The sequence below is a fragment of the Klenkia terrae genome (assembly GCF_037083865.1).
Classification (GTDB): Bacteria; Actinomycetota; Actinomycetes; order Mycobacteriales; family Geodermatophilaceae; genus Klenkia; species Klenkia terrae.
On record NZ_JBAPLV010000003.1, the window covers coordinates 165,844 to 178,729 of the forward strand.

Here is a 12,886-nt window from a genome sequence, read left to right on the forward strand (position 1 = left end):
GACTGCGCGCAGCGCCCTGCGCCGACGGTGCGGAGGACGAAGTCCTCCCGCCGGAGCCGCAGCGGAGGGCTCGTCGCAGCCCGCACCGGCACGTGGCCGCGGTGGGAGCCCGCAGGGCGACAATGCGCACCGTGCCCCCGGTCCGATTCGAACGGACACTGTGCGGGTTTTGAATCCGCTCCCTCTGCCAGTTGGGGTACGGGGGCTCTCCGGGGAGCGTACGGGCAGCGGTGGTGCTGTCTCGATAGGGTGACCGGGTGACCAACGAGCCGACCCGGGTCCTCATCGCCGAGGACGAGGCACTGATCCGCCTCGACCTCAAGGAGATGCTGGAGGAGGAGGGCTACGTCGTCGTCGGCGAGGTCGGCGACGGCCAGGCCGCGGTCGACCAGGCCCGTGAGCTGCGTCCGGACCTGGTGGTGCTGGACGTGCAGATGCCGGTGCTGGACGGGTTGTCGGCGGCGGAGCAGATCGCGGCGTCGCGGATCGCGCCGGTGATCGTGCTGACCGCCTTCTCCCAGCGGGAGCTGGTCGAGCGGGCGCGGGACGCCGGGGCGATGGCCTACCTGGTGAAGCCGTTCTCCAAGGCGGACCTGGTGCCGGCGATCGAGGTCGCGGTGGGCCGGTTCGCCGAGATGACGGCGCTGGACGCCGAGGTCGGTGACCTCAAGGAGCGCCTGGAGGCCCGCAAGGTGGTCGAGCAGGCCAAGGGCAAGCTGATGGCCGACCGCGGGATCACCGAGGCCGAGGCGTTCCGCTGGATCCAGCGGACGGCGATGAACGAGCGCACGTCGATGAAGGCGTTGGCGCAGCTGGTCATGAGCGGCGAGGCCGGCCCGGCGGAGCCCGCGACCTCCTGACCCGGGTGGGCCCGGGATCCTCCGGGTCGTCCCGGGTGGTGGAGACGGGGCCGGTGTGTGTCGTGGCGGTTGCCGAGGTCACAACCACATCACGGTGCGGTCGCAGAGTCCGATCGCGTCCCGGTTCCCGGTTAGGTTCCTGCCACTGACCGGACAGGTCGGGGTGCTCCTGCGCCTCGGTGGCTCCGGTCGAGCGATGAACCACCACACTGGGAGTCACTTGATGCGCACTGGCACCTTCGCCCGCGCTGTCGCCGTGTCCGGTGCCGTCCTGCTCGCTGCAACCGCCTGTGGCGGCGGCAGCGACAGCGACGACGCCGCGGCCAGCGACAGCGACAGCGGCACCAAGCAGGTCAACATCTACGGCACCGACGGCAACATGGGCAACGCCCTGGGCGCCGACTTCACCGAGCAGGGTGCCCTGGCCGGCATGAAGGGCACCACGCCCCTCACCGAGCTGGCCGGTGACTTCACCGACCGGCTGCTGGAGATCAACCCCGACCTGCAGGACTACAACTACGCCGGTGAGTCCTACGACGCCGTGATCATCACGGCGCTGGCGGCGCAGGCCGCGGGCACCAACCAGGCGACCACCTTCGGTCCCTACGTCAACGGGATCACCGTGGGCGGCGACGCCTGCACCGACTTCGCGGGCTGCCTCGCGATCATCAACGCGGCCGGCAACGTCGACTACGACGGCATCACCGGTCCGCTGAGCTTCACCGACGCCGGCGAGCCGGCCCAGGCCAGCTTCGGCATCCTGCAGTTCGGCGAGGACAACGCGATCGACCCGGCCGACAACCAGTACGTCATCGCCGGTGACGAGGCCAACGCCACCACCGACGAGGGCCCGGCCTACGCCCCCGCCGGCGCCACCGGCGCCCCGCTGGTCATCGGCACGCTGCTGCCCGAGACCGGCAACCTGGCCTTCCTCGGCCCGCCGGAGGTCGCCGGCGTCCAGCTGGCGATCAACGACATCAACGCCGCCGGTGGCGTGCTGGGCCAGCCGGTCCAGCTCGTGACCGGTGACTCGGGTGACGCCTCGACCGACACCGCCACCCAGACCGTGGACCGCCTGCTGCAGTCCGGCGTCAACGCGATCATCGGTGCGGCGTCCTCGGGCGTGAGCCTCACGGTCATCGACACCATCACCGGTGCCGGCGTCCTGGAGTTCTCCCCGGCGAACACCTCCGACCAGTTCACGACCTACAACGACCAGGGGCTGTACTTCCGCACCGCGCCCCCGGACACGCTGCAGGCCCGCGCCCTGGCCGACCTGATCGGCCAGGACGGCAACAACACGATCGGCATCCTGGCCACCAACGACCCGTACGGCACGGGTCTGTCGGAGAACACCGTCAACAACCTGGTCAGCGACGGTCTGTCCGAGGACAACATCCAGGCGATCACCTACGACCCGCAGGCTGCGAACTTCGACTCGGAGATCCAGCGCATGGTCGACTTCAACCCCGACGCCATCGTGGTGATCGGCTTCGAGGAGTCGTCGCGGATCATCCAGGGTCTGAACGCCCAGGGCATCGGGCCCCAGCGCTGAGCGCTGAGTCCGACACTGCGCTGACCTCGGTCACGTAGGAGCACCACCGCACCACCTGCACGCAGACGACGGCCCGGTTCCCCCTTCGCGGGGGAGCCGGGCCGTCCCGCGTCTCAGCCCAGCACCAGCCAGGCGGCGGCCAGCACGCCCAGCGAGGCGGCCGCGACCCGGACGGAGTCGACCCGGAGCAACCGGTGGTGGGCTGCGGCGTCCCAGCCGGCGTCCAGCACCCGGTGCAGCGGGACGGCGCCCAGCGCGGTCACCACGAGGACGACGGCGAGGCAGACCGCGCCGGCCAGCACGGGCAGGGCGGGGGCGTCGCCGCGCGCCGCCAGCACCAGCAGCCAGAGGGTGGTCACGCCCTGGCCGACGAACAGCGGGCCGACCACCCGGGTGATCCGCTGCTGGTGGGAGCGCTCGTACCCGGCGGACCCGCACGGTCCACTGGAAGCCCGCGTAGGCGGCGACCAGGACCAGGTGGACGACGGCGAGGCCGGTCACGCCGTGGGCGCCGTGGAGGCCTTAGTGGGCTTCCCGCGCCAGACCAGGCTCTGCCGGTCCAGCTCGCGCAGCAGGGGGTCGCCCTCGGCGTCGATCCGCTCGGCCAGGGCGACCGCGGCGGCCAGCCGGTCGTCGTCCAGCTGCGCGAAGGCGGGGGAGCGGCGGCGGTCCAGCACGTCGTACCAGCGGCCGCCGACGGCGTGGTCGAGGACGATCCGGCCGAAGCAGTGGTCGGCGGTGACCACCCACCGCTGCTCCCGGGCGCGGGCCGGGAGCCGGCCGAGGACGAGCTCGCGGTAGCGGGCCAGCAGCTGCTCGCGGGTCACCGCCCCATGACAGCACGACGCCGGCCGCCCCGCGTGGGGACGACCGGCGTCGTACCGGGTGGAACAGGGTTGCTATTGGGCCTTGGCGAGGGTGCCCAGGTACAGCTCGATCACCTTGGGGTCGTTCATCAGCGACTTGCCGGTGTCGGTGTAGGCGTTCCGCCCCTGGTCCAGGACGTAGCCGCGGTCGCAGATCTGCAGGCAGCGACGGGCGTTCTGCTCGACCATGATGATCGAGACGCCGGTGGCGTTGATCCGCCGGCAGCGGATGAACACCTCGTCCTGGTAGGCCGGCGAGAGGCCGGCCGACGGCTCGTCGAGCAGCAGCACCGACGGGTCCATCATCAGCGCCCGGCCCATCGCCACCATCTGGCGCTCACCGCCGGACAGCGCACCGGCCTTGCCGTTGCGCCGCTCGCCCAGCAGCGGGAACAGGTCGATGACGTAGTCGAACCGCTCCTTGAACGTCTTGGGTCGCAGGTACACGCCCATCTGCATGTTCTCGGAGATGGTCAGCGACGGGAAGACGTTGTTGTTCTGCGGCACGTAGCCCACACCCAGCTGCACCAGCTTGTGGGCCGGGGCCGAGGTGATGTTCTCCCCACGCAGGGTGACCGCGCCCGACCGCACCGGGATGAGCCCGAAGAGGGTCTTCAGCAGGGTGGACTTGCCGGCGCCGTTGGGACCGATGATCCCGACCAGCTCGCCGTCCTGCAGGTAGAAGTCGCACCCCCGCAGGATGTTGACCCCGGGCACGTACCCGGCGACCAGGTCGTCGGCCCGCACCAGCGCACCCTCGGCGAGCTTGAGGTGCTCCTCGCGGGTGGCCGCCTTCTCCGCGGGGGACAGCTCGGCACCGCCGGCCTCCTGGGCGCGGGTGACGTCCTCGCCGGTCTCGTCGACCTCGAACAGCGGCTCGCTCATCGCTTCCCGTCCTTCTCGCTGGAGATCGTCTCGGGGGTGCCGCCGCCGGGCGGGACCCCTTCCTCGCGGGCGATGGCAGCCTCCGCCTCGGCGAGGACGCGGTCCTCCTCCTCGTTGGTCAGCGGCGCGTCGTGGTGGGCGCCCAGGTAGGCGTCGACCACGGCCTTGTTCTGCGAGATGGACTCGGGCGGGCCCTCGGCGATGACCTTGCCGGCGGCCATGACGACCACCCAGTCGCTGATGTCCCGGACGACGTCCATGTCGTGCTCGACGAAGACCACCGTCATGCCCTCCTCGCGGAGGTCCTTGACGTGCCCGAGCAGCGACTGGGTCAGCGCCGGGTTCACCCCGGCCATCGGCTCGTCGAGCATGACGACCTTCGGGTCGCTCATGAGCGCCCGGGCCATCTCCAGCAGCTTGCGCTGGCCGCCGGACAGGATCCCGGCGAAGTCGTCCTTCTTGGCGTCGAGCTTGAACCGCCGGAGCAGGTCCATCGCCTTCTCGGTGTTGGCCTTCTCCTCGGCCCGCCAGGTGCCGGGGATCAGCGCCTTGAGGAAGGACTCACCGGTCTGGCCCTGCGCCCCGAGCAGCATGTTCTGCAGCACGGTGAGCCGGGACAGCGCCTTGGTCAGCTGGAAGGTGCGCACGACCCCCAGCCGGGCGACCTGGTGCGGCGAGAGCCGGCCCAGCGAGCGCCCGTCGAAGGTCCAGGTGCCGGTGTTGGGCTGGTCGAACCCGGTGAGCAGGTTGAACAGCGTGGTCTTGCCGGCACCGTTGGGGCCGATCAGGCCGGTGATGCCGCCGCGCTGGATCTCCAGGTGATCGACCGAGACGGCGGTCAGGCCGCCGAAGGTGCGGGTGACCTTGTCCACGACCATGGCCGGGTCCGGCTTGGCGACGCCGACCTCCCAGGGCAGGTCGGCCAGGGCCTTCTGCGCCAGCCGGGCCGGGGGAGCGCTGTGGCCCCCGCCGGTGCCGGACGCGGCGTGCGAACCGGTGTTCTGGTCAGCGGGCATCGAGCATCACCTCTCGTCGGTCACCGAAGATGCCCTGTGGTCGGAAGATCAGCAGCAGCATGAGGCCGATGCCGACCAGCACGAAGCGGATCTGGGCGACGTCGGTGGAGGACAGCAGGGCCTCGGGGATGGTGCCGTTGCTGATCAGTGCCCGCAGGAACGTGTCGGCGAACTGCAGGATGATCGAGCCCACGACCGGGCCGAGCACCCGGGCCGCACCGCCGAGGATCAGCGCCGCGTAGGCCAGGAACGTGTTGGCGTTCTGGTACTGGTCGGGGATGGCCGACCCGGTGCCGACGGCGTAGACCATGCCGCCGAAGGCGCCGAAGACGGCGCCGAGCACCAGGGCCTGCATCTTGTAGCTGTAGACGTTCTTGCCCAGTGCGCGGACGGCGTCCTCGTCCTCGCGGATGGCCTTGAGCACGCGGCCCCAGGGGCTGCGCATGAGCAGGAACACCAGCAGGCTGGCCAGCGCGACCAGGGTCCACCCGACGAGGGCGACCCAGAGCTCGCCACCGCTCCAGGAGGTCCCGAGCAGGTCGTACCGCCGCTGGGTGCTCCACGGCGCCAGGGCGATGAAGCTCTGGTTGAACGACGAGAGCCCGCGGGTGCCGTTGGTGACCGGGGTCGCCGACACCGACCGGAACAGCAGGCGTAGTCCCTCGGCGGTAGCGATGGTGACGATCGCCAGGTAGTCCGCGCGCAGCCGGAGGGTGGGCAGGCCCAGCAGCAGCGCCAGCACGATCGCCGCGGCGACGCCGACGACGACGCCGACCCAGAAGGGCAGGCCCCACTGGCTGACCGAGATGGCGATGCCGAAGCCGCCGAGCATGGCGAAGGCGATCTGGCCGAAGTTCAGCAGCCCGGTGTACCCGAAGTGCACGTTGATGCCGATGGCCAGCAGCGCGAAGAAGATGGCCTGGAACCCCAGGCCGGACTTCACGCCGATGGCGAGGGCGTCGAGGAGGTCGCTCACCGGGTCAGCCGATCCGGGCCCGGCTGCCCAGGATGCCCTGGGGCCGGATGACGAGGATGACGATCAAGAGGAGCAGACCTCCGACGTACTTGATGTCGTCCGGGATGACCAGGGTGGACATCTGGACGAACACACCGATGATGACGCTGCCGACCAGGGCGCCGTAGGCCGTGCCGAGCCCGCCGAGGGTGACCCCGGCGAACATGAGCAGCAGCAGCCGGAAGCCCATGTCCCACTGGACCTGGTCGGACAGACCGAGGAGGACGCCGCCCAGGGCGGCGAGCGCGCCACCCATCATCCAGACGACCAGGATGACGCGGTTGACGTCGATGCCCGAGGAGGCGGCGAGGTCGCGGTTGTCCGCGACCGCCCGCATGGCCTTGCCGATCTTGGTGCGCTGCAGCATGAGGGCGACCAGCACGAGCACGACGACAGCGATGACGATCGAGGCCAGGGCCCGGTTGGTCATCGTGAACACGCCGTAGTTCACGGCCCGCTGGGACTGGTAGTCCCCGTACGGGTTGGAGAACCCGCCGTAGACGATCTGGATCAGGTAGCGCAGCAGCAGCGACAACCCGATGGACACCACGAGCGCGGCGACCAGGCCGGTGCCGCGCTTGCGCAGCGGGCGCCACAGCGCCAGCTCGTTGAGCGCGCCGACCGCGGCCCCGGCGACCATCGCGATGAGGGTGGCCGCGATCAGCGGCACCCCGCCCTGCACGTTGACGTACCAGGCGACGACGGCGCCGATGGTGACCAGCTCGCCGTGGGCGAAGTTGGTCAACCCGGTGGTGCCGAAGATCAGCGACAGGCCGACCGCGCAGACGGCGATGATCAGGCCGAAGCGCAGGCCGTCGACCAGCAGCTGGATGGCGCGGATGCCGCCGCCGCCGCTGTTGGTCGACCCGTCCTCCAGGCCGAACAGCACGTTCTGCTGGCCGTTGGGCTGGACGGTCACCGTGCGCTCGGCGCCGTTGTCGCCGAGCTCGACGCCGTCGGGCAGCGAGTCGGCGTCGATGCTGACGGTGTACTGGCCGGGCCCGTCGGGCAGCTCGACCTCGAAGCGGCCGGTGTCGTCGGTCTCGACCGAGTCCACCTCGTCACCGGAGGAGTCGGTGACGGTGACCTCGATGCCCTCGATGGGGCCGGACTTGCTGGTCTGCAGCGTGCCGCGGACCGTCTCTCCCTCGGCCTGGGCGATGCCCGAGGGGAGCAGGGTGGCCAGGGCCATGGCGAAGGCCGCGACGAGCAGGGCGAGCACGAGTGGGCGGCGTCCCCGCACCGAGGAGCCGGACCACCACCTCCGGCGTCCTGACCGGTCGTCCGGCGGGCCCGGGGGCCCCGTCCGGGCACCGTGCACGGGGGCACGGTGGGGTGCGTGCGTCACTCGACCTCCTGGGCCGTTCGGGTGGTGCGGCCCCCGCGCCCGGCCGGGGGTGGCCCGGGTGGACGGCAGGTGGCTGCGAGGCGATCGGATCGGGACAGTAATGCACGGTTGTTGCGGTTCTGGGTCCCCGGACGTGGTCCGTGACACAACTGCGACCCAGGCCTGCGGGCCCAGGCGGTCCGATCCGGGTGCGACCGGGTCGCAGGAGGAGCTGCTAACCCGGCTTGATCATCGTGGTCAGCCGCGCGCTGGCGGTGGGCCGGCCGGCGTCGTCGGTCATGTCGATCCGGAAGGTCGCCAGCGTCCGTCCCCGGCGGACCGGGGTGCAGACCGCGGTGACCGTGCCCTCGGTCGCCCCGCGCAGGTAGGACACGTTCAGCTCGATGCCCACGACCTGCCGGTCCGGGCCGGCGTGCAGTGCCCCGGCCCAGGACCCCACGGTCTCGGCCAGGGCGCAGGTCGCCCCGCCGTGCAGCAGGCCGAAGGGCTGCTCGTTGCCGCGCACCGGGATGGTCGCGACCAGCCGGTCGGGGTCGAAGTCGACGATCTCGATGCCGAGCTTGCTGTCGAGGGGGCTCAGGTCGGCGGGGGCCCAGTCCGGGCGCGGGGTGGTCACCCGCCGCACGCTAGCCAGGACGCCGCCGTCGGGGTGGAGGAACCGTCGTACCCCCGCCATACGATGGCTGCGATGTCTGCTCCGGTGTCCGAGACGGTCCACCCATCCACCTCCACCACCCCGGGCGTGCGCCCGCGGCTGCTGCTGCTGGACGGGCACTCCCTGGCCTACCGGGCCTTCTTCGCCCTGCCCGTGGAGAACTTCTCGACCACCACCGGGCAGCCGACGAACGCCGTCTACGGCTTCACCTCGATGCTGATCAACGTGCTGCGCGACGAGGCGCCCACCCACCTGGCGGTGGCCTTCGACGTCGGCCGCAAGACCTTCCGCAGCGAGATCTTCGCCGAGTACAAGGCCAACCGGTCCGAGAGCCCGACCGACTTCCGCGGCCAGGTCAGCCTCATCCAGGAGGTGCTGGCTGCCCTGCACGTGCCGGTGCTCACCGCCGAGGGCTACGAGGCCGACGACGTCATCGCCACGCTCACCGTGCAGGCCGTCGAGTCGGGCATGGACGTGCTGATCTGCACCGGCGACCGCGACGCCCTGCAGCTGGTCAACGACCACGTCACCGTGCTCTACCCCCGCAAGGGCGTCTCCGACCTCACCCGGTTCACCCCGGAGGCGGTCGAGGAGAAGTACGGCCTGAGCCCGGTGCAGTACCCCGACTTCGCCGCGCTGCGGGGCGACCCCTCGGACAACCTGCCCGGCATCCCGAGCGTGGGGGAGAAGACCGCCGCCAAGTGGATCCGGGAGTACGGCTCGCTGGACGCCCTCGTCGACCAGGTCGACACCGTCAAGGGCAAGGTGGGCGAGAAGCTCCGCGAGCACCTGTCCTCGGTGCTGCAGAACCGCCGCCTCACCGAGCTCGACCGGACCGTGGCCCTGGAGCTGCACCCGGTCGACCTCGCCGTCCGGCCCTGGGACCGGGCCGAGGTGCACACCCTGTTCGACAACCTGCAGTTCCGGGTGCTGCGCGACCGGCTGTTCGCCACCCTGTCCAGCGCCGAGCCCGAGGTCGACGGCGGCATCGACGTGACCGTCGACAACGTCGCCGCCGGCGGGCTGGCCGACTGGCTGGCCGCGCACGGCCGCAAGGGCCACACCGGCATCGTCTTCCGCGGCTCCTGGGGCCGCGGCACCGGCGAGCTGACCGGCATCGCCCTGGCCGCCTCCGACGACCACACCGTCTTCGTCGACCTCGGCCCCGACCTCGACGTCGCCGACGAGCAGGCGCTGGCCGCCTGGCTGGCCGACCCGACCGCGACGAAGGTCGTGCACGAGGAGAAGGGCCCGCTGCTGGCGGTCTGGGCCCGCGGCTGGGAGCTCGAGGGCGAGATCAGCGACACCGCGCTGGCCGCCTACCTCGCGCTGCCTGGTCAGCGGTCCTTCGACCTCGGCGACCTCGCCGTCCGCTACCTGCGGCGCGAGCTGACCGAGGCCACCCCCACCGAGCAGCAGCTCACCCTGGACGGCATGGGCCCCACCGAGGCCGACCTGGCCCAGGAGGCCGCCGTCGCCGATGCCCGCAAGGCCGTCGCGGTCAACGACCTCTCCGACGCCCTGGAGCAGCTGCTGGGCCAGAAGGGCGGCGACCGGCTGCTCACCGAGCTGGAGCTGCCGCTGACCAAGGTGCTGGCCCGCATGGAGCAGCGCGGCATCGCCGCCGACCTCGAGCTCCTGCACGACCTGCAGTCGGAGTTCGCCGGCAAGGTCGCCGAGGCCGCCGCCGACGCCTACGAGGCCATCGGCACCGAGATCAACCTCGGCTCGCCCAAGCAGCTGCAGGCGGTGCTGTTCGACCAGCTGGGCCTGCCCAAGACCAAGAAGAACAAGACCGGCTACACCACCGACGCCGATGCGCTGGCGTGGTTGCAGGAGACCAGCCCGCACCCGTTCCTCGAGGCGCTGCTGCGGCACCGCGACGTCACCCGGCTGCGCACCGTCATCGACGGGCTGATCCCGATGGTCGACGACTCCGGCCGCATCCACACCACCTTCCAGCAGACCATCGCGGCCACCGGCCGGCTGTCCTCGGTCGACCCCAACCTGCAGAACATCCCGATCCGCTCGGCCGAGGGCCGCCGCATCCGGCAGGCCTTCGTCGTCGGCGCCGGCTACGAGTCGCTGATGACCGCCGACTACAGCCAGATCGAGATGCGGATCATGGCCCACCTCTCCGAGGACGCCGGCCTGATCGAGGCCTTCACCTCCGGGGAGGACCTGCACACCTTCGTCGCCGCCCGGGCCTTCGACATCCCCATCGAGTCCGTCGACCCCGAGATGCGCCGCCGGATCAAGGCCATGAGCTACGGCCTGGCCTACGGGCTCAGCGCCTACGGGCTCTCCCAGCAGCTCAAGATCACGCCGGAGGAGGCCCGGGTGCAGATGCACGCCTACTTCGAGCGGTTCGGCGGCATCCGCGACTACCTCGACACCGTCGTCGACGACGCCCGGCAGACCGGCTACACCCAGACCACCATGGGCCGCCGCCGCTACCTGCCCGACCTCACCAGCGACAACAAGCAGCGCCGCGACATGGCCGAGCGGATGGCGCTCAACGCCCCCATCCAGGGCTCGGCCGCCGACGTCATCAAGGTCGCCATGCTGCGGGTCGAGCGCGGGATCGCCGAGCGCGGCCTGACCAGCCGGATGCTGCTGCAGGTGCACGACGAACTCGTCCTCGAGGTCGCCCCCGGCGAGCGCGAGCAGCTCGAGGAGCTCGTCCGCACCGAGATGGCCGGCGCCGCCGAGCTGTCGGTCTCCCTGGACGTCAGCGTCGGCGTCGGGCAGAGCTGGGACCAGGCGGCGCACTGAGCTGATCGCGATCCTCCGGATCGCACCGCGGCCAGGAGCCGTGCCCCTGGGGCGGCGAGCGATGCTGCTCCCGCCTCGGGCGGGGGGCGCTCGTTCCTCGGCCCCCAGCCGTCGGCGGGACTGAGGGCGGGTCCCGCCTCGGGGAGGGGTCGTTCCTCGCCCTCCCGTCGGCGGGACGGGGTGTTGGGCGTCTGTTGGGTGGGTGGCTGCAACTCCGGTCGGGCCCTGCGTGGGGTGCTGGTGGGGGGCGGGGGTGACCTGCATCATCTGGGTATGGGTCTGGTGGATCGGGTTGCGTCTCGGGTGCTGAAGCTGCCGCCGGCGACGGGGGGCTACACCGTGACTCGAGGGTTGAGGGTTCCGATGCGGGACGGGGTCGAGCTGGTCGCCGACCACTACGCACCCACCGGGACCGTGCTGGGCACGCTGCTGGTGCGCGGGCCCTACGGGCGGGCGTTCCCGTTCTCCTTGCTGTTCGGCACCGCCTACGCCGCCCGCGGCTACCACATGGTCTTCCAGAGCGTCCGCGGCACCTACGGGTCCGGGGACGAGTTCCAGCCCATGTTCCGCGAGGTCGACGACGGCGCCGACACCGTCGCCTGGCTCCGCGAGCAGCCCTGGTTCACCGGCACCTTCGGCACCGTCGGGCTGTCCTACCTCGGCTTCACCCAGTGGGCCCTGCTGGCCGACCCGCCGCCGGAGCTCGTCGCCTCCGTCGTCCTGGTCGGGCCGCACGACTTCTCCCGCGCCACCTGGGGCACCGGCGCCTTCACCGTCAACGACTTCCTCGGCTGGAGCGACATGGTCGCCCACCAGGAGGACCCCGGCCGGATCCGCGGCCTGGTCCGCCAGGCGACCGGCGCCCGCCGGATGGGGCCCGCCCTCGACGCGCTCCCGCTGCGCGACGCCGGCGAGCGCCTGCTGGCCGGCCGCGCGCCCTGGTACCGCGAGTGGGTCGGCCACCCCGACCGCACCGACCCCTGGTGGGCGCCGGTGCAGCTGGACCGGGCACTGGAGAACGTGCAGATCCCGGTGCTGCTGATCAGCGGCTGGCAGGACCTCTTCCTCGACCAGACCCTCGACCAGTACTCGAGGTTGACCGAACGCGGCGTCGACGTCGCGCTCACGGTGGGTCCCTGGACCCACGTCGAGACGCTGTCCAAGGGCGGCGGCCTCGTCACCCGGGAGTCGCTGGACTGGCTGGGTGAGCACCTCGCGGGGACCGGTCCCCACCGCCGTCCCGCCCCGGTGCACGTGCACGTCACCGGCGCCGACGAGTGGCGGCACCTGCCCAGCTGGCCCCCGACCACCACCGACCGGACCCTGCTGCTGACCGCCGACGGACAGCTCGCGGACGCCGCCCCCGGGCCGGACGCCGCACCGGTCACCTTCCGCAGCGACCCGGCCGACCCCACCCCCAGCTTCGGCGGGCGGCTGCTGGACAACCGCAGCGGCGGCTACACCGACGACACCGCGCTCGGCGCCCGGGACGACGTCGCGGTCTGGCTGTCCGAACCGCTGCCGACCGCCCTGGAGGTGCTGGGGGTCCCGGTGGTCGAGCTGCGCCACGGCACCGACGTCGAGCACGTCGACCTCGCCGTCCGGCTGTCCGAGGTGGACCGGCGCGGGCGCTCCCGCAACGTGAGCGACGGGTACGTGCGCCTGGTCCCCGGCGACGAGGGCACGACCGCGGACGGCGGCCCGGTGCGGCTGCCGCTGGACGCGGTGGCCCACCGGTTCGCCGCGGGCTCACGGCTGCGGCTGGTGGTGGCCGGGTCCTCGCACCCGCACTACGCCCGCAACACCGGCACCGGCGAGCCGCCGGACACCGCCGTGCGCACCGTCGTCTCCACCCGGACGGTCGCCGTCGCCGGCGGGGCGTCCCGGCTGGTGCTGCCGGTCGGCCGGTAG

General features: G+C 71.8%; 11 protein-coding genes and 1 tRNA gene. 4 read left to right on the forward strand and 8 right to left on the reverse strand.

Annotated features, from left to right (window positions below; translation table 11 throughout):
* Window positions 1-132: 132 nt before the first annotated feature.
* Window positions 133-206 (reverse strand) — tRNA-Leu (locus UXQ13_RS04580).
* A gap of 51 nt (window positions 207-257) precedes the next feature.
* On the opposite strand from UXQ13_RS04580, the gene UXQ13_RS04585 reads away from it, so the two are divergent.
* On the forward strand, window positions 258-860 hold the full coding sequence (locus tag UXQ13_RS04585; RefSeq protein WP_225231924.1) for an ANTAR domain-containing response regulator: 603 nt from the start codon (window positions 258-260) through the stop codon (window positions 858-860).
* 223 nt (window positions 861-1,083) lie between these two features.
* On the forward strand, window positions 1,084-2,415 hold the full coding sequence (locus UXQ13_RS04590; RefSeq protein ID WP_225231923.1) for an ABC transporter substrate-binding protein: 1,332 nt from the start codon (window positions 1,084-1,086) through the stop codon (window positions 2,413-2,415).
* A gap of 113 nt (window positions 2,416-2,528) precedes the next feature.
* Here the strand turns inward: UXQ13_RS04590 and UXQ13_RS04595 are convergent, their stop codons facing one another.
* The 7 genes from UXQ13_RS04595 to UXQ13_RS04625 all read right to left on the reverse strand — a co-directional run bounded on the left by UXQ13_RS04595 (window position 2,529) and on the right by UXQ13_RS04625 (window position 8,161).
* Window positions 2,529-2,804, reverse strand: a complete 276-nt coding sequence (locus UXQ13_RS04595) for a hypothetical protein (protein ID WP_336391871.1) — start codon at window positions 2,802-2,804, stop codon at window positions 2,529-2,531.
* A gap of 108 nt (window positions 2,805-2,912) precedes the next feature.
* Window positions 2,913-3,242, reverse strand: a complete 330-nt coding sequence (locus UXQ13_RS04600) for a hypothetical protein (RefSeq protein ID WP_225231921.1) — start codon at window positions 3,240-3,242, stop codon at window positions 2,913-2,915.
* Between the two features lie 72 nt (window positions 3,243-3,314).
* Window positions 3,315-4,166: an ABC transporter ATP-binding protein gene (locus tag UXQ13_RS04605; RefSeq protein WP_225231920.1), complete on the reverse strand. Its 852-nt coding sequence runs from the start codon at window positions 4,164-4,166 to the stop codon at window positions 3,315-3,317.
* The gene (locus tag UXQ13_RS04610) at window positions 4,163-5,182 is read right to left on the reverse strand and encodes an ABC transporter ATP-binding protein (protein WP_225231919.1); all 1,020 of its coding nucleotides are present in this window, start codon (window positions 5,180-5,182) and stop codon (window positions 4,163-4,165) included. The genes UXQ13_RS04605 and UXQ13_RS04610 overlap by 4 nt, the downstream gene beginning before the upstream one ends.
* A complete protein-coding gene (locus UXQ13_RS04615) occupies window positions 5,172-6,158 on the reverse strand; it encodes a branched-chain amino acid ABC transporter permease (RefSeq protein WP_336391872.1) in 987 nt (328 codons plus the stop codon). Before UXQ13_RS04615 ends, UXQ13_RS04610 begins: the two co-directional genes overlap by 11 nt.
* A 4-nt stretch (window positions 6,159-6,162) precedes the next feature.
* Entirely contained in the window at window positions 6,163-7,419 is a 1,257-nt protein-coding gene (locus UXQ13_RS04620) for a branched-chain amino acid ABC transporter permease (RefSeq protein WP_225231917.1), read from the reverse strand.
* Between the two features lie 340 nt (window positions 7,420-7,759).
* A complete protein-coding gene (locus tag UXQ13_RS04625; protein ID WP_225231916.1) occupies window positions 7,760-8,161 on the reverse strand; it encodes a PaaI family thioesterase in 402 nt (133 codons plus the stop codon).
* Window positions 8,162-8,233: 72 nt separating this feature from the next.
* Between UXQ13_RS04625 and polA the strand changes: the two genes are divergently transcribed.
* Both polA and UXQ13_RS04635 read left to right on the forward strand, forming a co-directional pair.
* Window positions 8,234-10,975 (forward strand): DNA polymerase I, encoded by a 2,742-nt coding sequence (gene polA / locus UXQ13_RS04630; RefSeq protein WP_225231915.1) that lies wholly within the window; start codon window positions 8,234-8,236, stop codon window positions 10,973-10,975.
* Between the two features lie 351 nt (window positions 10,976-11,326).
* On the forward strand, window positions 11,327-12,886 hold the full coding sequence (locus UXQ13_RS04635; RefSeq protein ID WP_225231738.1) for a CocE/NonD family hydrolase: 1,560 nt from the start codon (window positions 11,327-11,329) through the stop codon (window positions 12,884-12,886).

Coding starts and splice junctions, on each gene's coding strand:
- UXQ13_RS04605 (WP_225231920.1), bottom strand. CDS start 4,166: ATGAGCGAGCCGCTGTTCGAGGTCGACGAGACCGGCGAGGACGTCACC.
- UXQ13_RS04610 (WP_225231919.1), bottom strand. CDS start 5,182: ATGCCCGCTGACCAGAACACCGGTTCGCACGCCGCGTCCGGCACCGGC.
- UXQ13_RS04590 (WP_225231923.1), top strand. CDS start 1,084: ATGCGCACTGGCACCTTCGCCCGCGCTGTCGCCGTGTCCGGTGCCGTC.
- polA (WP_225231915.1), top strand. CDS start 8,234: ATGTCTGCTCCGGTGTCCGAGACGGTCCACCCATCCACCTCCACCACC.